The organism is Halobaculum rubrum (genome assembly GCF_019880225.1).
In the GTDB taxonomy this organism is placed as follows: Archaea; Halobacteriota; Halobacteria; order Halobacteriales; family Haloferacaceae; genus Halobaculum; species Halobaculum rubrum.
Genome location: NZ_CP082284.1, coordinates 633,125 through 654,523 on the forward strand (window position 1 = coordinate 633,125; position 21,399 = coordinate 654,523).

Annotated in this window: 20 protein-coding genes; 9 read left to right on the top strand and 11 right to left on the bottom strand. The window is 70.4% G+C overall.

The features are described 5' to 3' along the window. Positions 1–182: 182 nt before the first annotated feature. Together K6T25_RS03315 and K6T25_RS03320 are read right to left on the bottom strand one after the other, a co-directional pair. On the bottom strand, positions 183–635 hold the full coding sequence (locus tag K6T25_RS03315; RefSeq protein WP_222916478.1) for a DUF6653 family protein: 453 nt from the start codon (positions 633–635) through the stop codon (positions 183–185). Positions 636–693: 58 nt separating this feature from the next. Continuing rightward, on the bottom strand, positions 694–1,284 hold the full coding sequence (locus K6T25_RS03320; protein ID WP_222916480.1) for a DUF7504 family protein: 591 nt from the start codon (positions 1,282–1,284) through the stop codon (positions 694–696). Between the two features lie 180 nt (positions 1,285–1,464). Here K6T25_RS03320 and mutL point away from each other — a divergent pair, with 180 nt between their 5' ends. Next, positions 1,465–3,870: a DNA mismatch repair endonuclease MutL gene (mutL, locus tag K6T25_RS03325; RefSeq protein ID WP_222916481.1), complete on the top strand. Its 2,406-nt coding sequence runs from the start codon at positions 1,465–1,467 to the stop codon at positions 3,868–3,870. A 115-nt stretch (positions 3,871–3,985) separates the two neighbouring features. After that, positions 3,986–4,939, top strand: coding sequence for a bifunctional 2-dehydro-3-deoxygluconokinase/2-dehydro-3-deoxygalactonokinase (gene kdgK1, locus K6T25_RS03330; protein WP_222916483.1), 954 nt, complete (start codon positions 3,986–3,988; stop codon positions 4,937–4,939). A gap of 51 nt (positions 4,940–4,990) precedes the next feature. Here kdgK1 and K6T25_RS03335 read toward each other — a convergent pair whose 3' ends face one another. Further along, positions 4,991–5,671 (bottom strand): J domain-containing protein, encoded by a 681-nt coding sequence (locus tag K6T25_RS03335; RefSeq protein ID WP_222916484.1) that lies wholly within the window; start codon positions 5,669–5,671, stop codon positions 4,991–4,993. A gap of 165 nt (positions 5,672–5,836) precedes the next feature. After that, positions 5,837–6,097, bottom strand: a complete 261-nt coding sequence (locus K6T25_RS03340; protein ID WP_222916486.1) for an MTH865 family protein — start codon at positions 6,095–6,097, stop codon at positions 5,837–5,839. A 127-nt stretch (positions 6,098–6,224) separates the two neighbouring features. Between K6T25_RS03340 and K6T25_RS03345 the strand changes: the two genes are divergently transcribed. Next, the gene (locus K6T25_RS03345; RefSeq protein ID WP_222916487.1) at positions 6,225–7,277 is read left to right on the top strand and encodes a M42 family metallopeptidase; all 1,053 of its coding nucleotides are present in this window, start codon (positions 6,225–6,227) and stop codon (positions 7,275–7,277) included. A 405-nt stretch (positions 7,278–7,682) separates the two neighbouring features. Here K6T25_RS03345 and K6T25_RS03350 read toward each other — a convergent pair whose 3' ends face one another. Together K6T25_RS03350 and K6T25_RS03355 are read right to left on the bottom strand one after the other, a co-directional pair. Continuing rightward, entirely contained in the window at positions 7,683–8,249 is a 567-nt protein-coding gene (locus K6T25_RS03350) for a plastocyanin/azurin family copper-binding protein (RefSeq protein ID WP_222916489.1), read from the bottom strand. Between the two features lie 252 nt (positions 8,250–8,501). Then, the gene (locus K6T25_RS03355; RefSeq protein ID WP_222916490.1) at positions 8,502–9,563 is read right to left on the bottom strand and encodes a glycosyltransferase family 4 protein; all 1,062 of its coding nucleotides are present in this window, start codon (positions 9,561–9,563) and stop codon (positions 8,502–8,504) included. Between the two features lie 154 nt (positions 9,564–9,717). Here K6T25_RS03355 and K6T25_RS03360 point away from each other — a divergent pair, with 154 nt between their 5' ends. The 4 genes from K6T25_RS03360 (at position 9,718) to meaB (ending at position 14,494) form a co-directional block, all read left to right on the top strand. Then, on the top strand, positions 9,718–11,571 hold the full coding sequence (locus tag K6T25_RS03360) for a S9 family peptidase (RefSeq protein WP_222916491.1): 1,854 nt from the start codon (positions 9,718–9,720) through the stop codon (positions 11,569–11,571). Between the two features lie 149 nt (positions 11,572–11,720). Beyond that, positions 11,721–12,899 carry a GAF domain-containing protein gene (locus tag K6T25_RS03365; protein WP_222916493.1) on the top strand — a complete coding sequence of 393 codons (1,179 nt, stop codon included), beginning with the start codon at positions 11,721–11,723 and terminating at the stop codon, positions 12,897–12,899. A gap of 105 nt (positions 12,900–13,004) precedes the next feature. After that, positions 13,005–13,430, top strand: a complete 426-nt coding sequence (locus tag K6T25_RS03370) for a cobalamin B12-binding domain-containing protein (protein ID WP_222916494.1) — start codon at positions 13,005–13,007, stop codon at positions 13,428–13,430. Then, positions 13,430–14,494, top strand: coding sequence for a methylmalonyl Co-A mutase-associated GTPase MeaB (meaB, locus tag K6T25_RS03375; RefSeq protein ID WP_222916495.1), 1,065 nt, complete (start codon positions 13,430–13,432; stop codon positions 14,492–14,494). Before K6T25_RS03370 ends, meaB begins: the two co-directional genes overlap by 1 nt. 128 nt (positions 14,495–14,622) lie before the next feature. Here the strand turns inward: meaB and K6T25_RS03380 are convergent, their stop codons facing one another. Then, positions 14,623–15,555, bottom strand: coding sequence for a branched-chain amino acid transaminase (locus tag K6T25_RS03380; RefSeq protein ID WP_222916496.1), 933 nt, complete (start codon positions 15,553–15,555; stop codon positions 14,623–14,625). A gap of 153 nt (positions 15,556–15,708) precedes the next feature. On the opposite strand from K6T25_RS03380, the gene arcD reads away from it, so the two are divergent. After that, a complete protein-coding gene (gene arcD, locus K6T25_RS03385; protein WP_222916497.1) occupies positions 15,709–17,148 on the top strand; it encodes an arginine/ornithine antiporter ArcD in 1,440 nt (479 codons plus the stop codon). Positions 17,149–17,191: 43 nt separating this feature from the next. On the opposite strand, the gene K6T25_RS03390 is transcribed toward arcD, so the two are convergent. From K6T25_RS03390 to K6T25_RS03400, 3 genes are all read right to left on the bottom strand, one after another. After that, complete coding sequence (locus K6T25_RS03390; protein ID WP_222916498.1) at positions 17,192–17,605, bottom strand: EamA family transporter; 414 nt, start codon at positions 17,603–17,605, stop codon at positions 17,192–17,194. Between the two features lie 156 nt (positions 17,606–17,761). Continuing rightward, positions 17,762–18,436, bottom strand: a complete 675-nt coding sequence (gene ribB / locus K6T25_RS03395; protein ID WP_222916499.1) for a 3,4-dihydroxy-2-butanone-4-phosphate synthase — start codon at positions 18,434–18,436, stop codon at positions 17,762–17,764. Further along, positions 18,433–19,188 carry a CTP-dependent riboflavin kinase gene (locus K6T25_RS03400; RefSeq protein ID WP_222916500.1) on the bottom strand — a complete coding sequence of 252 codons (756 nt, stop codon included), beginning with the start codon at positions 19,186–19,188 and terminating at the stop codon, positions 18,433–18,435. The genes ribB and K6T25_RS03400 overlap by 4 nt, the downstream gene beginning before the upstream one ends. A 233-nt stretch (positions 19,189–19,421) precedes the next feature. Between K6T25_RS03400 and argS the strand changes: the two genes are divergently transcribed. Then, positions 19,422–21,200: an arginine--tRNA ligase gene (gene argS / locus K6T25_RS03405; RefSeq protein WP_222916501.1), complete on the top strand. Its 1,779-nt coding sequence runs from the start codon at positions 19,422–19,424 to the stop codon at positions 21,198–21,200. A 52-nt stretch (positions 21,201–21,252) separates the two neighbouring features. Here the strand turns inward: argS and K6T25_RS03410 are convergent, their stop codons facing one another. Further along, positions 21,253–21,396, bottom strand: coding sequence for a hypothetical protein (locus tag K6T25_RS03410; protein ID WP_222916503.1), 144 nt, complete (start codon positions 21,394–21,396; stop codon positions 21,253–21,255). Between the last annotated feature and the right edge of the window lie 3 nt (positions 21,397–21,399).

Sequence of the window (21,399 nt, forward strand, 5' to 3'; positions counted from 1 at the left end):
AGAGGCGAACGGGGAACGGAGTGACCCGTGAGCGGCGCAGCCGCGAGCAGGGGAGGCCGTAGACCTCCCGAACGTCGAGCGGTGAAACCGCAAGACGGGGAGGAAGTGGAACTTCCTCGGTGAGTGAGCGGTAGGGCTCGCGCCGAGGGAGGTCGCTGTCGACGGTGTGGACGGACGGACGCTCAGTCGTCGCGCACCCCGGCTCGCCGTCTCGCGTCGCGCCGGGCGATCCCGAGGACGAACGCGAGTTTCAGCGCCATCGAGACGGCGCCGGCGATGGTAGCTCGGACCGGCTGACGCCGGTAGGCAGCGTATACGGCGTAGGCGAACGGCGCCGCCGAGAGGCCGTTGAGCCGCTTCCACGGGCCGGGGTCGAGATCGTCGCGGAGCCAGGCGCGCTCGGCGTCGACGCCGCGGGTCATGACCGAGGGTCGGTCGGTCCCGCGGTCGACCCTCGGGAAGGCCACCGAGTTCACCACCGTCCAGCCGAGTGCAACGGCGAGGAGCCGCCCGCTTCGGCGGTACACCGCGAGAAGGATCAGCGGAGTCGCGAGCAGCCGCGACCAGCCGCTCCTCGGATCGGCGTGGCGCTCCCAGACGGCGTCGATGTCGGCGAACCGTCGTCGGAGGGTCATACTCGCCGATACGCGGGGGTGAGAAATCTGCGTATCGCGGACCGACGGCCCCAGCCGGTCAGCTGATCCGCCGGACCGCATCGAACAGTCCCTGCACCGTGGAGACCGTCCGCTCGTCGTGCGCCTTCGGGTCGAGGTAGAACTGCGCGCGGGCGCCGGCGCGGTGGACACCGGTGACGAGCGTGTGGAGGAACCGGTAGGCCACGCCGAGGTCGACGTACTGGAGGAGCGCGGTCACCGAGTCGAACGCGACGAACAGGTTCCCCCGGCCGTTGGCCTCCTCCAGCGCGTCCTGCCACTTCATGCACAGTCCGGTGAGGTCCTGCGGGTGGGCTCCCTCGACGGCGAAGGAGCCGCCGTCGGCGGCGACCCGTGGCCCGGGAACCTCGCCCGTTCCGGACGCGTCGACGACCATGTGACACGGCGGGGCGCCGACCTCGGCGCGCCAGCGTTCGTGCAGCGTGGCGGGGTCCGTGTCGTACGTGAACTCCACGACCGTGGGATGCTCGACGTACCCCGCGACCGCCTGTCGCTTCGCCGTCGTCCGTCGCTCCGGCCCCGGCGGCGTCAACACCAGCTCGGCCTTCGACGATCGCTCCCGCTCGTCCTCCCGGGGTCCCACTCCCTGTTGTGTCCCGCTCCGGCTCATCTGCGTATCCGAGGCGATGCGGAGGGAGTATTTAATCGGTCCGTCGAAGTTTTCAACACGTAGAATCGCGTGCGGGTGGAGCCGTATCGTGTCGACCGCGATCGGGGAGACAGTTCGGTTCGTTCGCGATCGCGGGTCCGAACACGGGATTGATACCCTTCGCCCCCGAGCGTTGGAGCGATGACCGGGGAGATCCGCGCGCTCGACGACCGTACCGTCCGCGAGATCGCCGCGGGCGAGGTCGTCGAGCGCCCCGCCTCCGTCGTGAAGGAACTCGTCGAGAACGCCCTCGACGCCGGCGCGTCCAGGGTCGCCGTCGCCGTCGAGAACGGCGGCATCGACGGGATCCGCGTGCGCGACGACGGCGCGGGGATCCCCCCCGAGGAGATACCGATGGCCGTGGCGAAACACGCCACCAGCAAGCTCGACGGGATGGACGACCTCGATTCGGGCGTCGCCACGCTCGGGTTCCGCGGCGAGGCGCTCTACTCCGTCGGCGCGGTCGCGGAGCTGACCGTGCGCTCGCGGACCCCGGACGCCACCACCGGTGCCGAGCTGGTCGTCGACCACGGCGACGACGGCGAGGTGAGGCCGGCGGGCTGTCCCGTTGGCACGACCGTCGAAGTCCGTGATCTGTTCGGGCGCACGCCCGCGCGTCGGAAGTTCCTCAGGACGCCGGCCACGGAGTTCGACCGCGTCAGCGCCGTCGTCTCGGCGTACGCGCTCGCGAACCCCGACGTCGCGGTGTCGCTGGAGCACGACGGCCGCGAGGTGTTCGCCTCGCCCGGCGACGGGAACCGTCGCTCGGCTGTGCTCGCGGTGTACGGCCGCGAGGTCGCCGAGTCGATGGTGGACGTGGCGTACGAGTCCGACTCCGGGGAGGTGGCCGTCTCGGGGCTCGTCTCGCACCCCGAGACCACCCGCGCGGGCCGGGAGTACCTCACCACGTACGTGAACGACCGCTGGGTGCGCGACGGCGACCTCCGCGGCGCCGTCGTCGACGCCTACGGCGGCCAACTCGCCACCGACCGCTACCCCTTCGCCGTCCTGTTCGTCGACGTGCCGGCCGTCGCCGTCGACGTGAACGTCCACCCGCGGAAGACGGAGGTGCGCTTCGACGACGACGCCGACGTTGTCGCGACCGTCCGCGAGGCCGTTCGGGCCGCGCTGCTGGAGCACGGCCTCGTTCGATCGTCGGCGCCGCGCGGGCGCTCGGCGCCCGACGAGGCCGCCGTCGACCCCGAAGTCGTCGGCGGCGCCGGCACCGACCACGAGCGCGCCGCGAGCGACCGACGGGAGGCGGACGGCACCGACGACCCGACCGACGCCGGCAACGCTGCCGACTCCGGCGACAGCCGCGACGACGGTGAAGCCGCCGACGCGACGAGCGCCGGCGCGGAGACTACCTCCTCCGTGCTCGACGCGTGGGGCGGGTCCGACGCCGCTGGTTCCGAGGATCCGGCCGACGCGCCGACCGACGGCGTGACGCCCGCCGCCGACGGCGCGGACGCCCCGAGCGACGCGGGTTCGAACGCGTCGGCCGACACGAGCGGAGCCGAGCCGACCGACACGGATACCACGGCCGACGACGACGACGCGGCGTGGCGAGTCGACATCGGCGGCGACGCGACCGACCGACCGACGGACCACCCCGAGCGCGGGCGGACGGACGCGACCGCGGGCGGGGCGCCGTCGCCGCGCGCGTGGCAGTCCGACGGCGACGAGGCGGACGACGGCGACGGAGGGGACAACGACGGGCCGACGGACGGCGTGACCGTCGACACCGGTTCCGACTCCGCGGCGTCGACGGCGCCGGACCGGAACCGGAGCCGAACGTGGGGTGCGCCCTCGCAGGCGACGCTCGCGGGCGGCACCACCGACGAGCGGACCGAACACGACCGGCTGCCGGCGATGCGCGTGCTCGGCCAGTACGACGACACCTACGTCGTCTGTGAGACCGACGCCGGCCTCGTCCTGCTCGACCAGCACGCGGCCGACGAGCGCGTCAACTACGAGCGACTCCGGGGCGCCGTCGGCGACGGGGCGCCGACACAGACGCTCGCGACGCCCGTCGAGTTGGAGCTGACCGCCCGGGAGTCGGAGCTGTTCGAGACGTTCCGCGAGGCGCTGCGCGAGGTCGGGTTCCGCGCGGAGCGGCAGAAGGGCGACGCCGACGATGGAGACGGCGCCGACGTGGGTGACCGCAGCGGGAACGACCACGCCGCTGCCCCCCCGAGCCACGCCGTCGCGGTGACGGCGGTCCCGGCGGTGTTCGACGCGACGCTGGACCCGGACCTGCTGCGGGACGTGCTCGCCGCCTTCGCCGACGAGGTAACCGCCGGCGACCGCCCCGTCTCGGAGGTCGCGGACGCGTTGCTGGCTGATCTGGCGTGTTACCCGTCGGTTACCGGCAATACCTCGCTCACCGAGGGCAGCGTGGCCGACCTGCTCGACGCGCTCGACGACTGCGAAAACCCCTACGCGTGCCCGCACGGCCGTCCGGTGATCGTGGAGTTCGGGCGCGAGGAGATCGAGGAGCGGTTCGAGCGCGACTACCCCGGCCACGGCGAACGACGCGCGGAGTAGACCCGAACGGGTCGGACCACCGCGACCGCGACGTCGACGCCGACGGCCGAACGGGGACGATTCGCGGCGAAGCGCTTCCAGACCCTTCTTGGTGGCCCCGGCCGTCGCCTCGCGCATGACCGATCTCGTCACGTTCGGGGAGACGATGCTGCGGCTCTCACCGCCGCAGGGGACCAGACTGGAGACGACCGAGGAGTTCGACGTGCGCGTCGGCGGCGCCGAGAGCAACGTCGCCGTCGCGGGCGCGTCGCTGGGGCTGGATTCGGTGTGGCTCTCGAAGCTCCCGCGGTCCCCGTTGGGACGCCGCGTCGTCGGCGCGCTACGGGCCCACGGCGTCCGCACGGGCGTCGCCTGGGACGACGACGCGCGCCTCGGTACGTACTACCTCGAACACGGCGGCGAGCCCCGCGGCACGAACGTCGTCTACGACCGCGCCGACTCGGCGGTGACGACGGTGACGCCCGAGGAGCTCCCGTTAGGCGTCCTCGACGACACGACCGCGTTCCACACCACGGGGATCACGCCGGCGCTGTCCGAGGCCGCCGCCGAGACGACGCGGGCGGTGCTCGAACGCGCGGAGACCGCGGGGGCCACGACGAGCCTCGATCTGAACTACCGGAGCAAGCTGTGGAGCCACGCGGAGGCCCGAGCGACGCTGACGGGCCTGTTCGAGCACGTCGACGCGCTGTTCGTCGCGAAGCGGGACGCCGAGACGGTGCTCGACCGCGACGGCGAGGCCGTCGAGATCGCCCACGGGCTGGCGACCGACTTCGACCTCGAGACGGTCGTCGTCACTCGGGGCGACAGCGGCGCGCTCGCGCTCCGCGACGACGAGGTGTTCGAACAACCGGTGTACGAGGCCGACACGCTCGACGCCATCGGCACCGGCGACGCGTTCGTCGGCGGCTTCCTCTCGAAGCGCTGCGATGGCGGAAGCGTCGACGAGGCGCTGGAGTGGGGCGCCGCGACCGCGTCGCTCAAGCGGACGATCGCCGGCGATCTCGCGGTCGTCACTCCGGCGGAGGTCGAGCGAGTGATCGACGAGAGGGACGGCGGCATCTCGCGGTGAAACCGACGGTCCGATCCCGGGGAGCGGACGACCGGACGGGGACTCCGACGCTCACGGGCGTCGGGAGCCGCGGCCGCGCGTCGACCGGCGTCGTGGTGCGCCCTCGGCGTCGGTCGTGCCGTCGTCGCTCGCGTGCTCCAACGCGGTCGCGTACGCCTCCCTGACCGCCGAGAACGCCTCCCGACTCCCGCCCTGGTCCGGGTGGGTCTCCTTCACCTTCTCGCGGTAGGCCCCTTCGACGGCCTCCTGGTCGGCGGTCGTCGGCAACTCGAGGGTGTCGAACGCGGCGGCGACCGCGCTCGACGCCGCCGGTTCGGGTCCGAGGTGAACGTCGGCTACCTCGAACGGGAGCCGGCGACCGAGGTGGCGCCCGGGCATCTCGTGTTCACAGAGGATCACGCGATCGGTGCGCTCCTCGTCGTCCCGGATCGTGAAGTACGCGTGCACGTCGAAGGTGAGGGCCACGTTCCGCTCGGGCAGATAGAAGGCGACACGGGTTCCGTCGAGTTCGACGTCCTCAAGGAACCGCTCGTCGATCCGGCGGAGGTACTCGCGGATCTCGGCCGCTCGGCGGAGCGACCCCTGGTCGGGGCCGCCGGAACGCGCCGGCGGATCGGGGAACAGTCGGTTCGCCGCGAGGAAGACACTCGCGACGCCGGCGGAGGCGACCACGCCGGCAGCGACGCCCCACACGAGCCACCCCGGCAGCGCCGCGAGCCACTCACCGAACACACCCGCGATTGGCGACGACCGCTATTGAACCCCTCGCCGCCGGCCGGGTCGAGCGGTCCGTCACGACCGCGATCGGACTGGACCTGGCGGATCGACCAGCTATCGCTCGGGGGACGAGCAGCGCGATCGAGAAGGGAGCGACCGGTCGTGTCGACGCGGCCGGCTTCAGATCATCCCGTTGTCCTTCAGCCCCTCGATGACGTCGTCGACGAGCGTCTCGACGTCCTCGTAAGGGAACTCCTGACTGGAGCCCAGCTTCGCGGCCAGCTCCATCGCGGTGACCGAGAAGTCGCCGGACTCGAACTTCGTCCCCGGGCCCTGCGGCAGCGCGGGCACGAGGTCCATCTGGCTCGACACCGGGAAGTCGGCGCCGGAGAACGCGTCTGTGAACTGCTCGCGGAGGTCGGCCTCGACGTCGTCGGACATACGCATACAGCGGGGCGATGGCCGCAAAAACGTTCCGGAACCACGGAGAACTCCGGGAGAGTTTTCACAGCCGGCGGTCCGGGCCGGAACCCCGGCGATTAATCCAGACCGGGCCGAACGTGCGTCCATGGCGTTCGATTTCGACTTCGACCTGCTTCGCGAGTTGACCGAGGCCAGCGGCGTGCCCGGCTACGAGGACCGCGTCCGCGACCGCGTTCGCACGGTGTTCGAGGACGCCGTCGACGAGGTCCGCACCGACGCGATGGGCAACGTGATCGGCACCGTCGAGGGCAGCGGCGACTACGAGGTCGCCGTCGCCGCCCACATGGACGAGATCGGGTTCATGGTGAAGCACGTCACCGACGACGGCTTCCTCAAGGTCGACGCGCTCGGCGGCTGGGACCCCCGCGTGCTGCGCGCCCAGCGCGTCCGCGTCCACACCCAGCAGGGCGACCTCACGGGAGTCATCGGCTCGGTGCCGCCGCACACGCTCTCCGAGGAGGAGCGCGAGAAGGACGACGCCGTCGAGGACGTCGTCATCGATCTCGGGCGCGAGGCCGAGGTGGTCGAGGAGATCGTCTCGGTCGGCGACCTCGTGACGATGGAGCAGTCGACGGTGCAGATGGGCGACACGGTCACCGGGAAGGCGCTCGACGACCGCGTGTGCCTGTTCGCGATGCTGGAGTCCGCCCGCGAGCTGGAGGACCCGGAGGCGACGGTCCACTTCTGCGCGACGGTGCAGGAGGAGGTCGGCCTGCGCGGCGCGCAGGCGCTGGGCGTCGACGTGGACCCGGACCTGGCGGTCGCGCTCGACGTGACGATCGCCTCGGACACCGCCGGCGTCGCCGAGGACAAGCAGGTGACCCGGCTGGGCGACGGCGCGGCAGTGAAACTGAAGGACAGCTCGGTGATCACGAACCCGAAGGTGACACGGCGCCTGCGCGACGTGGCCGAGGCCGAAGGGATCGAGCACCAACTCGAGGTGCTTCCCGCGGGGGGCACCGACACCGCCGCCTTCCAGAAGGCGAACGGCGCGAAGCCGGTCGGCGCCGTGTCGATCCCGACGCGGTACCTCCACACCGTCACCGAGACCGCCCACGGCGAGGACGTCCGCTCGACGATCGACCTGTTGACGGCGTTCCTCGCCAGCGAGGACGGCAGCCACGACTACTCGCTGTGAGTCGACGGCAAAGCTCGCGGTGAGACGGCTGTCGAAGGGACCAGCCCGAGGACCCGCCCGATCACGACGCGAGTTCGGAGCGGTCCCCCCTGAGGGAGCCGCTCCCGGTCGGAGAACCGACCGTCGTGTGCCTCTCGTTCCCTCCCGCTCCCCGCCTCCGAATTCGGTGTCCCGGTGTTGTATCTATCGGAACGCCGACACTATATGCCAGACGGCTATCCGGTAGATCTCGGATACCGACACGGTTCGTGTTGACCCTCCGCCGTCCCGCGAACACGCGTCGATGGTGTCGGCCCGCCGGCAGCGACGGCGAGACGCCGGTGAGAACACGGGAGGTGTCGTGGCAGTTACTTGCGAGGTGGAGCGGAACGCAACGGGGACCGAACCGGGCGCAAGCGCGAGGCGCTACTCCTCGGGCGGCTCGTAGTCGCCGCCGTACTTCGTGAAGAAGAACGCGAGGCCGAGCGTCGACACCATCGCGATGAAGGAGGCGATGCCGAGGCTCTTCGCGGAGTCGGGCACCTCCGGGGGGCCGGCGGCCGTCGGCTCGGGGGTCGGGAGCTGTTCGACGACCTCGACGGTGCCGACCATTCCGAGCGACTGGTGGGGCGCGCAGTAGTACTCGTAGGTGCCGGTCGTCTCGAAGGTGAACTCCGTCGAGAAGCCCTCGTCCTCCAGCGGCTCGTGGCCGCCCCACGAGGCGCCCTCGGGCTGGCTGTCGACGATGATGTTGTGGCCGTTCGACACCCAGTCGAACGTGACGGTCGTTCCCGGAGTCACGTACAGGGGTTCGTTAGTTCCGGGCGTGTACAGCAGCCCGTCGCTCCCGGCGCCGACCTCGACGGTTCCCTCGCCGTCCGCGGTCGCCTGTGCGGCTGCGGTTCCGGCGCCCGCCGCGACCGCGCCCGCGGCGGCGGTCGCGCCCGCCGCCCCCCGGATGAAGCTCCGGCGGCTGAGCGTGTCGTCTTCCATGCTCGCGGCTAGGCGTGTCCCGAACCTATATCCGTCGATCGAATCCGTGTCGGCGGACGGCGCGGCGGCGGTGCGGATGCGGTCGCGGGAGCGGTACAGAAGCGGTCGCTGAAGCGGTGCGGAAGTCACTGGCAGTTGTTCCGCGAGCGAGGCCGAAGGCCGAGCGAGCGGCCCTTTTGGCATGAACGGGTTTTAGGGGGGTTCGACGAGCGAGCGAACGGAGTGAGCGAGGAGGACCCCCCTAAAAGAGGTTCAGAGCCAGCCGTACCCGTCGATCGCCGCCTCGTAGCAGTCCACCCACTCGTCGAGCACCTCGTCGTGGTCGAAGCCGGCGAACCCGTCGTTCCGTTCCCACTCCGGGAGGTCGCCACAGGCGACGATCTCGTCGGCCAGTTCCTGCGGCGAGGTGACCAGCCGACCGCGGTCGAGCCCCTCGACGAGCTCGTGTGCCGAGGAGCCTGCCTGGTACTCCACGATGCCGACGCAGCCGCACGCCAACGCCCACAGCAGCTCGGTCGCGAACGGCTCGTAGGTGGCCGTCTGCGCGAACACGTGCGAGCCCTTGAGCACCGGGACGAACTCTTCGTCGTCGAGATCGCCGAGGAAGTGCACGCGGTCGTCGATCCGGAGGTCCGCGGCCATCCGCTCGGCGTCGCCGCGGGCGGGACCGTCGCCGACGACCGCCGCGCGCCAGTCGCGGTCGCGCAGCTCCGCCAGCGCGAGGAGGAACTCGCCGACGTTCGCGTCGTCGTCGAGAGCGCGCGCCCACACCATGTCGAAGCGATCGTCGGCGTCGGCCGAGCGAACCAGATCGACGTCGATGCTCTCGGGGATCACGCGGACGTTCACGTCGCTGGCGCCGTGCTCGCGAACGGCCGTGCGAACCGTCTCGGAGGGAGCGATCACGTGGTCCGCGCGCGTCGCCGCCTTTCGGTACCTGCGGCCGGAGCCGCGCTCGGGGTCCCGCTCCCACCAGTCGAGGACGAGCGGGACCCGCAGCATCGCGGCGGTCGTCTTCGCGGTCGTCGCGTGTCCCGGCGGGACGGAGACGGCGTGGACCAGATCCGGGTCGACGCGGCGGAGGACGAACGGGAGCTTCGACCGGAAGCGCCCCGGCGAGGGGCGCTCGGTGACCGCGTGGTGCTCGATCCCGTCCTGTTCGAACTGGCCGATCTCGCCGCCCCACCACTGCGCGCACAGCCAGTGGACGTCGTGGCCGCGGGCGGCGAGGTCGGCGGCGACGCGACGCGTCCGACGGACCGCGGGTGTGTCCCGCGTTGCGACCGTGTCCATCGAAACCACCGCGACGCGCATGTGCGATGGGCTACCGGTTGGTGAATAAAAAGGGAGGCGATACTCCCCGGGGTCATCGATCGCCGGCGGTGGTCGTCTCCCGGCGCGCCGCTCGCCCGTCCGAACCCCTTCGCCGACCCGAACGTTTTCGATGCGCGCCCGGGACTACTACGTCATGACCGACCCGACGTACGACATCGAGCGGTACCTGAACGTTCGCTCGGCCCACAGCGCCGCGTTCGCCCCGGACGGCACCCTCGCGTTCCTGATGGACACCACCGGCACGCCGCAGGTGTGGAGCCTCGAGGAGCCGGGCGCCTGGCCCGAGCAGCACACCTTCGACGAGGAGCGCGTCACGTTCGTGGACTGGTCGCCCGAGCGCCGCGAACTCGCCTTCGGGATGGACGAGGGCGGGAACGAACGAATGCAGTTGTTCCGGCTCGATCCCGACAGCGGAGTCGTCACCGAGCTGACCGGGATGCCCGAGGCGAAACACCGCTGGGGCGGCTGGTCCGACGACGGCGAGCGGTTCGCGTTCGCCTCGAACCGCCGCGACGAGTCCGTCTTCGACGTGTACGTACAGGAACGCGACGAGACCGGGGACGAGGCCGAGTTGGTGTACGAGGGCGACGGGTGGCTCTCGGTGGCGGGGTGGTCGCCCGACGACACGCGGCTGCTCGTCCACGAGGCTCGCGGGAGCTTCGATCACGACCTGCACGTGCTCGACATCGGGACCGGCGAACTCACCCACCTCACCCCCCACACGACCGACGCGCGCTTCCAGAGCCCGGAGTGGGCGCCCGACGGCGACAGCGTGTACGTGTGCACGGATCACGCCTCGGACACGCTCCGGCTGGAGCGCATCTCCCTCGGGAGCGGGGGCGATGGCGACGGGGACGGACCCGACGGCGACGGCGAGACGCTGGGCGACCTGTTCGTCGTCGAGGACGGCGGCGAGTGGAACGTCGACGGCGTCGTCGTCGACGAGGACACCAATCGCGTCGCCTACTCGCGCAACGTCGACGGCTACACGGAGATCACGGTCGGCGAGTTCACCGCGCGCGACCGGATCGACCCGTTCGTCGAGCCGGAGCTCCCGAAGTGCGTCGCCGGCGGCGCATCCTTCGGCCCCGACGCCGACCGACTGGCCGTCACCGTCACCGGCAGCACCGTCAACACGAACACGTACGTCGTGGACGTGACGTCCGGCGAAGCGGCGCGGTGGACCCACGCCGCGACCGCGGGGATCCCCGAGGAGACGTTCGTCGAGCCGGAGTTGGTCCACTACCCCACCTTCGACGGCCGCGAGATCCCCGCGTTCTTCTCGACCCCCGACGACGCGCCCGCGGGCGACACACCCGTCGTCGTCGACATCCACGGCGGCCCCGAAAGCCAGCGCCGCCCGTCGTTCAACGCCGTCAAGCAGTACTTCCTCAACAACGGCTACGCCGTGTTCGAGCCCAACGTCCGCGGATCCTCGGGGTACGGGAAGGCGTACGCCCACCTCGACGACGTGGAGAGCCGGATGGACTCGGTCGCGGACATCGAGGCGGCCGTCGAGTGGCTCCACGACCACCCCGCGGTCGATCCCGAGCGGATCGTCGCGATGGGCGGCAGCTACGGCGGCTTCATGGTGCTCTCGGCGATGACCGAGTACCCGGAGCTGTGGGCCGCCGGGATCGACATCGTCGGCATCGCCAGCTTCGTGACGTTCCTCGAGAACACCGGCGACTGGCGCCGCGAACTGCGCGAGGCCGAGTACGGCAGCCTGGAGGACGACCGGGAGTTCCTCGAGTCCGTCTCGCCGATCAACCACGCCCACGAGATCGCCGCGCCGCTGTTCGTCCTCCACGGCGCGAACGACCCGCGGGTTCCCGTCGGCGAGGCCGAGCAGATCGTCGAGGAGGCGAGCGAACACGTCCCCACACGGAAGCTGATCTTCGAGGACGAGGGGCACGGCTTCTCGAAGCTGGAAAACAGGATCGAGGCGTACCGCGCGATCGTCGAGTTCCTCCAGGAACACGTGTGAGCTCGACGGTGCGGGGACGTGGCAGCGACTGCGGTACGCGCAACCGGAGAGCGTCGACCGATCCGGGTCCCTTCGGGCTGTCAAACCATCGCAGGCATGCAGACGAATGAGTTATCTCTTTGCGATCCATCAGATGACTTGAACGATCGATGTCCTCCACGCACGACGCCCGCGTACTCGTTGCGGTGTCGGATCAGACGCCGAGTGACTACGGCGCGGACGTCGTCGAGGCCATCGAATCGGCGCTGAGCGCGACGGTTCTGCACAAACGCGGCGCCGTCGCCACGGAGTTCCTCCGCGAGCTCGGGCCGACGCTCGACTGCGTCGTCGTCGCCAGCCGAACGAACTGTGTGGAGACTCTCGCCGCCGCGGCGGGGGAGGTGCCGTTGATCGTCTACGGGGACGAGGTGCCGTCGGTGCCCGTGGACGAGGTCGTCGCCACCGACGGCGGGACGGACCTGCTCGCGCGCCGCGTTTCCGAGTGCATCGAGCGCGAGCGCGAGCGCAACGCCCTCACGGAGGCGAACGCGAAGCTGTCGGCGCTCAACACCTACACTCGCGAGTTGACCGGCTGTGAGACCGTCCGCGAGGTGAGCGACACGGTGGTCGAGGCCGTCACGAACGCCCTCGGCCACGAGGAGGTCGTCCTCGCCATGCTCGACGACGGGACGTTCTTCCCGTACGGTCATACGCTCCCGAACGATTACGACGTCGAGGCCGACACCGACGAGGGGGTCATCGGACGCACGTACCGGACGGAGGAGACGCAGGTCGTCAACGAGTACGGCGCCGACCCCGACAAGATCCGCGACGCGGATGACGTGGCCTCGGTGCTGAGTACCCCCGTCGGCGACCACGGCGTTCTCCAGGTGACGACCGATCGGAAGGGAGCGTTCGACCAGCAGGACGCCGAGTTCCTCGAGATCGTCGCCTCCCACGCGGCCGAGGCGCTCGCGCGGCTCGAACGGGAGTCGGAGCTCCGCGTCGAGCGCGACCGACTGCACTACTTCTTCGACGGGATCCGGTCGCCGGCGGTGTACGTGGAGTCGAGAGACGGGAGCGAGCCGGTACTCGTGGAGGTCAACACGGCCTACGAGGCGCTGTTCGGCGCCGACGGCCTCGGCGAACCCGTATCGAACGCGTTTCCGACGGAGACGGAACGCGAACTGTTCGGCGCCGAGGGACCCGATACGGTCGTTCATCGCGACATCACCCGCGAGACGGTCGACGGCTCGGCAGACCTCGTCGTGGGTGTGGTCCCGGTTCCGCTCTCTGGGGTCGAAACAGGGGCGTTCGGACTGTATGCGACCGATGTCGAGTTCCCGTAGCAGGGTTCGGTCCGAACGCCGGCGAGTTCGGCGAGCCCGAGCGGACTCGGCGAGGCATCACGGACGTCCGTTAAAGTCAACACCGGCGCCGTCCAACTGAGAGCCATGAGTACACAAGAGCGCGAGGAGGGGCGGCAGATCCGCTGTCTCATCGCGAAGGTCGGTCTGGACGGTCACGACCGCGGCGCGCACGTCATCTCGCGGGCGTTTCGCGACGCCGGCTTCGAGGTCATCTACTCGGGATTGCACCGCGCGCCCGACGAGATCGTGCAGGCGGCCGTCCAGGAGGACGTTGACGTCCTCGGCATCTCGATCCTCTCGGGGGCGCACAACACGCTCGTCCCGAAGATCGTCGAGGGCCTGAAGGAGTACGACGCCTTCGAGGACACGCTGATCCTCGTCGGCGGGATCGTCCCCGACGACGACCGCGACGAGATGCTCGAAATGGGCGTCGGCGCCGTCTTCGGCCCGGGCACCCCGATGGAGGAGACGATCGAGTTCGTCCGCGAGAACGTCCACGATCGCGAGTGATGACGGCCACAGGGACGGAGTCTGCGCTGGTCGACGACCTGCTCGACGGGAAACACCGGGCGCTCGCGCGCGTCATCACGAAGATCGAGAACCGCTCGCCGGGGTACCGCGACATCGTCTCCGCGCTCCACACGCACACCGGGACCGCGGACGTGATCGGGATCACGGGCAGCCCCGGCGCCGGCAAGTCGACGCTGGTCGACAAGCTGGCGAAAACGTACCGCGACCGCGGCGAGACGGTCGGCGTCATCGCGGTCGACCCCTCCTCGCCGTACACCGGCGGGGCGGTGCTGGGCGACCGCATCCGGATGGCCTCGAACGTCGGCGACATGGACGTGTTCTTCCGGTCGATGTCCGCCCGCGGCACGCTCGGCGGGCTCTCGACGGCCACGTCGGACACGGTGAAGGCGCTCGACGCGTTCGGCAAGGACAAGGTGATCATCGAGACGGTCGGCGCCGGACAAAACGAGGTCGACATCGTGAAGACCGCGGACACGGTGTGCGTGCTCGTCCAGCCGGGGTCGGGCGACGACGTACAGATGCTGAAGGCGGGAATCCTCGAGATCGGCGACGTGTTCGTCGTCAACAAGGCCGACATGGACGGTGCCGAGCGCACCGTCGCCGAGCTGGAGGAGATGATACATATGCGCGAGAACCCCGCCGCGGGGCTGAACACCGGCCACCACGGCCCCGTCGACGACGAGGAGATGGAGCAGGTCGCCCTCGACGACCCCGACGAGGAGGTGTGGGACCCGCGGGTCATCGAGACGATCGCCACCGACGCCACCGGCGTCGAGGAGCTGATCGACACGCTCGCCGACCATGCCGCGTGGCTCCGCGAGACCGGGCAGATCGACGACCGGGCGCGCACGCGCTACACCGAGGAGATCCGACAGTTGATCCGCGCCGACACCGCGCGGCTGCTGGAGGAGGTGATCGAGGCCCGCGGCGGGATCGACGCGTTCGTCGAGGACGTGCTCGCGAAGGAGACGGACCCGTACAGCGTGGCCGACGAGTTGGTCGGGCCGGTGCGGGAGTGTGTGGACGGGGAGTTGGAGCGGTGAGCCGCCCCGTTCGTCCGTAGCGACGGGCGAGGGCAGTCTCTTCGCGCGGCCCGTTCCGCTGGCCGGTCGTCGGGTGGACGGAACGGAGCGACGGAGACCTTCGAACCGGGACGGACCGAACTACCCCGTCAGAGGTACGCGAACCACTCCTCGTGGTCGTCGGTGCGACGCTCCACGAGGTCGAAGAACGCGGTCTGCAGTTCCTCGGTGACCGGCCCGCGCGAGCCGTTGCCGATCTCGACGTTGTCCACCTGCCGGATCGGCGTGACCTCCGCCGCCGAGCCGGTGAAGAACAGCTCGTCGGCCGTGTTCAGCTCGCCCCGCGAGATGCTCACGTTGTCGTGGACGGTGTAGCCGCGCTCGCGCGCCAGTTCTATCACCGTGTTACGGGTAATTCCGTCGAGGATCGACTCCGAGAGCCCGGGCGTGAAGATCTCGCCGTCGCGCACGAGGAAGATGTTCTCGCCGGGACCCTCCGCGACGTTGCCCTCCTTGTTGAGGACGATCGCCTCCTTGTAGCCGTTACGGCGGGCCTCCTCGCCCGCGAGCAAGGAGTTGACGTACAGCCCCGTCGTCTTCGCGTTCGTCGGGATCTGCGAGGAGGAGTGCTTGCGCCACGAGGACACCATCGCCTTGATGCCGTTCTCCAGCGCGTCGTCGCCGAGGTAGGTCCCCCACGGCCACGCCGCGATGGCGACCTCGGTGGGACAGTCGCCGGGCGAGACGCCCAGGCTGTGGTAGCCGTAGTAGGCGATGGGGCGCACGTACGCCGACTCGAGGTCGTTGCGGCGGATGACCTCCATCGTCGCCTCGGTCAGCTCTTCCCGGGAGTAGGGGATCTCCATGTCGTACGGCTTCGTCGACTCGTAGAAGCGGTCGAGGTGCTCCTCCCAACGGAACACCGCCGTCCCCTCCTCGGTGTCGTACGCGCGCACGCCCTCGAAGACGCCCGTGCCGTAGTGCAGTCCGTGTGTGAGGACGTGCGTCGTCGCGTCCTCCCAGTCGACGTACTCGCCGTTGTGCCAGATGGTGTCGACGTCCATCTCCGCGAAGCCAGCCATACGCGAGCGCAGGATTTGCCGGACAATAAATACCACAGAAACGCCCGGCGGGTCTCTCCGTTCGCGGCCACCATCGGGACTGCCGGACCGCATTTACGACCATGAATAATAAACTCGTGTGGTTTAATTACCTCAAAGAATTACTCGTCGGCGATGAATACGCAACCGCCACGCGCCGACGGAGCCGACGGCGACGCACGGCGGCCGACGCTCGGGGAGGCGTTCGTGCCGCTGGCGGTCGTCGTCGCCTCGTTGGGCGTGGGCTCGGGGCTGCTCGGACTCGCCCCGCACGGACCGCTGCTGTGGAGCATCGCCTTCGCCGGACTGTTCGCGCGCTACCGGCTCGGCTACGACTGGGACGGCGTGTACGACGCCGCCGAGGGCGGCCTGCGGATGGGGATGCAGGCGATCCTCATTCTGTTCGTCATCTACGGACTGATCGCGACGTGGACCAGCGCGGGAACGATCCCCGGGCTGATGTACTACGGGCTGGGACTGCTGTCGCCGCAGGTGTTCCTCCCGGTGACGGCCGTGCTCGCGGCCGTCGTCGCCTTCGCGATCGGCTCGTCGTGGACGACCGTCGGGACGCTCGGCGTCGCCTTCATCGGGATCGGGAGCGGGCTGGGGGTGTCGGCGCCGATGACCGCCGGCGCGATCGTCTCCGGCGCCTACGCCGGCGACAAACAGAGCCCGCTGTCGGACACCACCAACCTCGCGGCGGCGGTGACGAACACCGACCTGTACGACCACATCAACGCCATGCGCCTCGGCACCGCCGTCGCGCTCGGGCTCTCGGTGGTCGGCTACGCGGTCCTCGGCGCCTTCGTCGTGAGCGGGTCGGGCGGCGACACCGCCGCGATCACCGAGCCGCTGGCGTCGACGTACGCGCTGGGCCCGCTGGTGTTTCTCCCCCTGGTGGTCACGTTCGGCCTCGCGATCCGCGGGTACCCGGCGCTCCCGTCGCTGGTCGCCGGCGTGTTCGCGGGCGCCGGGACGACCGTCCTCGCGCAGGGTCGCTCGTTCACCGCCTCATGGGACGCATTCCTGAACGGCACCGCCCCGGAGACCGGAAGCGAACTCGTCAACGGACTGCTGACGACGGGCGGGCTCGCGGGCTCAGGGTGGACGATCGCCGTCGTCGTCGCGGCGCTCGCGCTGGGCGGCCTGCTGGAGGGCACCGACGTGCTCGCCGTCGTCGCCGACCGCCTGGCTGGCGTGGTGTGGTCGCGCAACTCCCTCGTCGTCGGCACCGGCGGCGCCGCGCTCCTCACGAACGCGTTCACCGCCCAGCAGTACATGAGCATCGTCGTCCCCGGCGTGAGCCTCCGGGAGCTGTACGACGAGTACGGCCTCGAGTCGCGGGACCTCTCGCGGGCCGTCGAGGCCGCCGGCACCCCAACCGGGCCGCTGTTCCCGTGGCACGCGGGCGCCGTCTTCATGGCGGCGGCGCTCGGCTTCGAGTCGTCGTGGGCGTTCGTTCCGTACTACTTCTTCGGGCCGCTGTCGGTGCTGGCGCTGGTCGGGATGGCGCTGGCGGGCCGGGCGACGACGCCGACGGAGGCGCCGACGGGGGCCGCACCCGCGGACGACTGACGCGGGACGCCGACGGAGGCGCCGACGGAGTTCCGAGATCGGCTCACGACGCCAGGAGGACGACGGCGACGCCGGCGAGGACGATCCCGAGCGCCTTCCTGATCGTGACCGGCTCGCCCAGAACGACGATGCCGAGGATCGCACCCACGACCAGGAACAGCCCGAACACCGGAACCACGACGCTGACGGGACCCGTCGAGAGCGCGCGGAAGTACCCGACGACGGCGCCGGCCAGACACACCCCGGCCGCCAGCGAGAACTGAACCGACCGGCTCGTCAGCGACGCCGCCGACCACTCGCCGAACAGCGCCGCGACGACCGTCGAGCCGACCGCCAACGTGACGATCGCGATCGGCATGACCGTGAACGGCGGGAGGTCGTTCGTCGCGATCTTGATGAACAGAAACGAGAAGGCGTACGAGATCATCGCCGCCACGGTCCACAGGAGGTAGCTCACGGGTTCTCTCCCTCAGCATGCGTGCGTGTCGTCGGTCCGATCCACTGTCCCATGCAGTAGCCCACCCGCTCGATGGCTGATAAAAACAGGCGCCCGCCGGCTCAGCGACGGGGACGGGAGGACGCGGAGAACGGCTGCCGGGATTCGACCGCCGGCCTATCGCAGCGCCTCGACCAGTTCCTCGCCCTCGACGTAGGGGAAGCCGTGGCGCTCGGCGTACTCCCGCGCGGCCGCCGGCGACAGCGCCCCGCCGGTCTCGTCGTCGAGCATCTCGCAGACGACGACCGCGGGCGGCCGGTCCGTCTCGGCGGCCATCGCGAGCCCCAGCTCCGTGTGTCCCAAGCGATCCGAGAGGCCGTCGGGCGCGCCGCGGAGCACGTGAACGTGGCCGGGCGTGCGGAACTCCGCGGCGAACGCCTCCGGATCGTAGTCGACGCCGGCGTCGACGGCCGAGGCCATCGAGGCCAACTCCGTGATCGTCAGCGCCCGGTCGTCGTCGGTGATCCCGGTGAAGGTGTCGCGGTGGTTCACCGGCAGCGAGAACGACGATCGGTCGTCGTACGCGAGGTCGTGGCTCGCGGCCGCCGGGTGGTCGATCCGGTCCTCGAGGAACGGGAGGCCCGCGGCGTCGGCGACGGAATCGGAGACGGCGACGCAGATCAGCCCGCCGGCGTCGTTGCGCATGCGCGCCACGTCCGCCGGGGCGACGGCGTTCGCGGGGTACACCAGATCCGTCTCCCCCTCGCGGTCGTCGAAGTCGTGGACGAGCACCGGACCGCCCGCGCGAAACGCCGCGAGCGCGCGGTCCAGCCGGCCGGCCTGACTGCTCACGCCGACCCCCCGGACTCCGCGGCTCCGGTCGGCCGCCCCGTCCCGTCGGCCCGCTCGGCGTCGGTGACACGGACGTGCACCTCGTCGCCGTCGTCGAGTCCCAGCTCCTCGCGCAGCTTGGCGGGCGCGATGACCTCCAGTTGGTCCTCGTCGTGGTGGGTGCGATCGGGGACGATGACGTGGACCGGCTCGAACGCCTCGCCGTCGGCGACCACCTCGGCGGCGTAACACGTCGCGGGGCCGAACGTCCGCTCGTCGTCCTCCCAGCCGTCGATGGGGACGCCCTCGACGGAGTCCAGTCCCGCGCGGGCGCGGACGGCCGCCTCCGACAGCGAGACGTTCAGCGTGCCCGGAAACGGCTCGTAGCCGAGGCGCTCGACGAACTGCTCGTGGTAGCCCGGCAGCTGGATGTAGTGGCGCCCCTCCCCCATCCCGGAGGTGACCGTCCCCGCGAGACTGAGTCCCGCATCCCCCTCGAACAGGCGGCGATAGTCCGTGTACTCAGCGCGCAGCCGTCGTTCCCCCGCGTCGGTCACCGTGACCCACTGTCCGTCGCCCACGACGTCGCGGTCGAGCAGCCCCGCGGCCTCGAGCCGCTGGAGCCGCCGGGACGCCGTCTGACTGGAGGCGTCCAGTCGCTCGCCCAGCGTCGAACAGGAGACCTTCACCGACTCGCGAACTCCCCCTCGGAGCGCGACCGTCTTCAGCGCCGCCACCTCGTCGTGGCCGACGGTCGTCGTGGAAGTACTCATTACCCGCACGTCGGTTCCCGCGGCCCAAAAGCATACCGAATACGATATGCATAACAGAATCGTTACGTGGCATCACGCGACCACGCGTCGTACCGGAACTCTGGCCGCGACATACCAAAAGGCGTCGGTGTCGACGGGTCGGTCGTCTCCGAGAGAAACGCGGACGCCGGCGGCGACGCCGTCGCCGGGGCGGTTCGGAAACCCATTTATCGGCGGCGGGGGAAGCCACGCGCATGTTCAGACAGTTCCGGTCGGCCGTGGCGGCGGCGCTGACGGACGCGCTCGCCGACCTCGGCTACCCGACCGACGACCTCGGCATCGAGGACCCGCCCGACGGCGTCGACGCGACGCTGGCCTCCAGCGTCGCGTTCCGGCTGGCGAGCGAGGCGGGCGCACCCCCGCCGCAGGTCGCCGCCGAGGTCGCCGAGGCGGTCGACGTGGCCGGCACGGAGTACCTCGCGCGCGTCGACACGAACGGCCCGTACGTGAACTTCCTCGTGGACGACGCGTACCTCGCGGACACGCTCGACGCCGCCCGCGACGCCGAGTACGGCCGGCTCCCGCCGAACGGCGAGTCGGTCGTCGTGGAACACACCTCGGCGAACCCGACGGGGCCGGTCCACGTCGGGCGGGCGCGCAACCCGATCATCGGCGACGCGATCGCCAACGCCGTGGACTACGCCGGCTACGACGTGGACCGTCACTACTACGTCAACGACGCCGGGCGACAGATGGCGATCTTCACGTGGGCCTACGAGACGTTCGACGAGTCGGAACTGCCCGAGCCGGCCCGCGAGAAGGACGACTACGACCTCGTCCGCTACTACCGCAAGGGCAACGAGGTACTGGAGGAGGGCGACGAGGAGGCGGTCGAGGCCGCCGAGGCGGAGATCTCCTCGATCCTGCAGGGGCTGGAGTCGGGCGACGAGGAGACGTACGAGCGCGTCGGCGAGGTCGTCGACACCGTGCTCGCGGGGATGGAGGAGTCGCTCGCGCGGTTGCCCGCGGAGTTCGACGAGTTCGTCAAGGAGACGCGCTTCATCCGCGACGGCTCCAGTGACGAGGTCGCCGAGCGCCTGAAGGAGCTCGACGAGTCCGTCCTCGAGGAGGGCGCCTGGCAGGTCGACCTGACCGAGTACGGCTACGAGAAGAAGCTCGTGTTCCTCCGCTCGGACGGCACCTCGCTGTACACCACCCGCGACCTCGCACACCACGAGTGGAAGTTCGAGCACTACGACCGCGCGGTGACAGTGCTCGGGGAGGACCACAAGCTGCAGGCCGGCCAGCTGGGGGCCGCGCTCGATCTCCTCGGCAACGACACCGACCGGCTGCGGTCGACGTTCTACTCGTACGTGAACCTCCCCGAGGGGAAGATGTCCACGCGCGCGGGGACGGCAGTCAACCTCGACGACCTGCTCGACGAGGCGATCGACCGCGCCCGCGAGGAGGTCGAGTCCCGCATGGACGACCGCATCCGCGACGACGACCTCACCGAGGCGGACGTCGAGCGCATCGCCCGACAGGTCGGCATCGGCGCCGTTCGCTACGATATCGTCAGCAAGCAGCCGACCAAGTCGATCACCTTCGAGTGGGACCGCGCGCTCGACTTCGAGGCGCAGTCGGCGCCGTACGTGCAGTACGTCCACGCGCGGTGTTGCGGCATCGTCGCGGAGGCGGGGGGGACGGAGTCCCCGGACGGCGAGCGGCTCGCCCCCGACGCCGCCGTCGATCCCGAGACGCTGTCGACGCCCGAGGAGCGCGACCTGCTGAAGGTCGTCGCGCGCTTCCCCGCCGTCGTCGAGCAGGCGGCAGAGGACTTGGAGCCACACCGCGTCGCCACCTACACCCGCGAGTTCGCCGAGACGTTCAACGCCTTCTACCGGGAGTGTCCCGTGCTCACCGCCGACGACGAGGCGACCCGTGAGGCCCGCCTCGCGCTCGTCGCCGCCGCGCGACACACCGTCGCGAACGCGCTCGACGTGCTCGGCGTCGAAGCGCCCGAATCGATGTAAGAAGGGAGAACGCCGCAGCCGCTACTTTCGTCCCCGTCCTCGGATCGGTTGGCTACGCCAGCGCCGGCAACAGCGTGGCCGGCGTGATCAGACTCCCGCCGACCGAGAGCACCGCGATAGCGCCCAGCCCGAGCGCGAGGACGATGAAGACGAGGATCCACCAGATCGGCACGGAGTCGTTGCCTGCTTCGCTCATACT

Bases quoted from the DNA above. Each gene is read 5' to 3' on its own strand.
- K6T25_RS03315 (WP_222916478.1), bottom strand. From the start codon at position 635: ATGACCCTCCGACGACGGTTCGCCGACATCGACGCCGTCTGGGAGCGC.
- K6T25_RS03320 (WP_222916480.1), bottom strand. From the start codon at position 1,284: ATGAGCCGGAGCGGGACACAACAGGGAGTGGGACCCCGGGAGGACGAG.
- mutL (WP_222916481.1), top strand. From the start codon at position 1,465: ATGACCGGGGAGATCCGCGCGCTCGACGACCGTACCGTCCGCGAGATC.
- kdgK1 (WP_222916483.1), top strand. From the start codon at position 3,986: ATGACCGATCTCGTCACGTTCGGGGAGACGATGCTGCGGCTCTCACCG.
- K6T25_RS03340 (WP_222916486.1), bottom strand. From the start codon at position 6,097: ATGTCCGACGACGTCGAGGCCGACCTCCGCGAGCAGTTCACAGACGCG.
- K6T25_RS03345 (WP_222916487.1), top strand. From the start codon at position 6,225: ATGGCGTTCGATTTCGACTTCGACCTGCTTCGCGAGTTGACCGAGGCC.
- K6T25_RS03350 (WP_222916489.1), bottom strand. From the start codon at position 8,249: ATGGAAGACGACACGCTCAGCCGCCGGAGCTTCATCCGGGGGGCGGCG.
- K6T25_RS03355 (WP_222916490.1), bottom strand. From the start codon at position 9,563: ATGCGCGTCGCGGTGGTTTCGATGGACACGGTCGCAACGCGGGACACA.
- K6T25_RS03360 (WP_222916491.1), top strand. From the start codon at position 9,718: ATGACCGACCCGACGTACGACATCGAGCGGTACCTGAACGTTCGCTCG.
- K6T25_RS03365 (WP_222916493.1), top strand. From the start codon at position 11,721: ATGTCCTCCACGCACGACGCCCGCGTACTCGTTGCGGTGTCGGATCAG.
- K6T25_RS03370 (WP_222916494.1), top strand. From the start codon at position 13,005: ATGAGTACACAAGAGCGCGAGGAGGGGCGGCAGATCCGCTGTCTCATC.
- meaB (WP_222916495.1), top strand. From the start codon at position 13,430: ATGACGGCCACAGGGACGGAGTCTGCGCTGGTCGACGACCTGCTCGAC.
- K6T25_RS03380 (WP_222916496.1), bottom strand. From the start codon at position 15,555: ATGGCTGGCTTCGCGGAGATGGACGTCGACACCATCTGGCACAACGGC.
- arcD (WP_222916497.1), top strand. From the start codon at position 15,709: ATGAATACGCAACCGCCACGCGCCGACGGAGCCGACGGCGACGCACGG.
- K6T25_RS03400 (WP_222916500.1), bottom strand. From the start codon at position 19,188: ATGAGTACTTCCACGACGACCGTCGGCCACGACGAGGTGGCGGCGCTG.
- argS (WP_222916501.1), top strand. From the start codon at position 19,422: ATGTTCAGACAGTTCCGGTCGGCCGTGGCGGCGGCGCTGACGGACGCG.
- K6T25_RS03410 (WP_222916503.1), bottom strand. From the start codon at position 21,396: ATGAGCGAAGCAGGCAACGACTCCGTGCCGATCTGGTGGATCCTCGTC.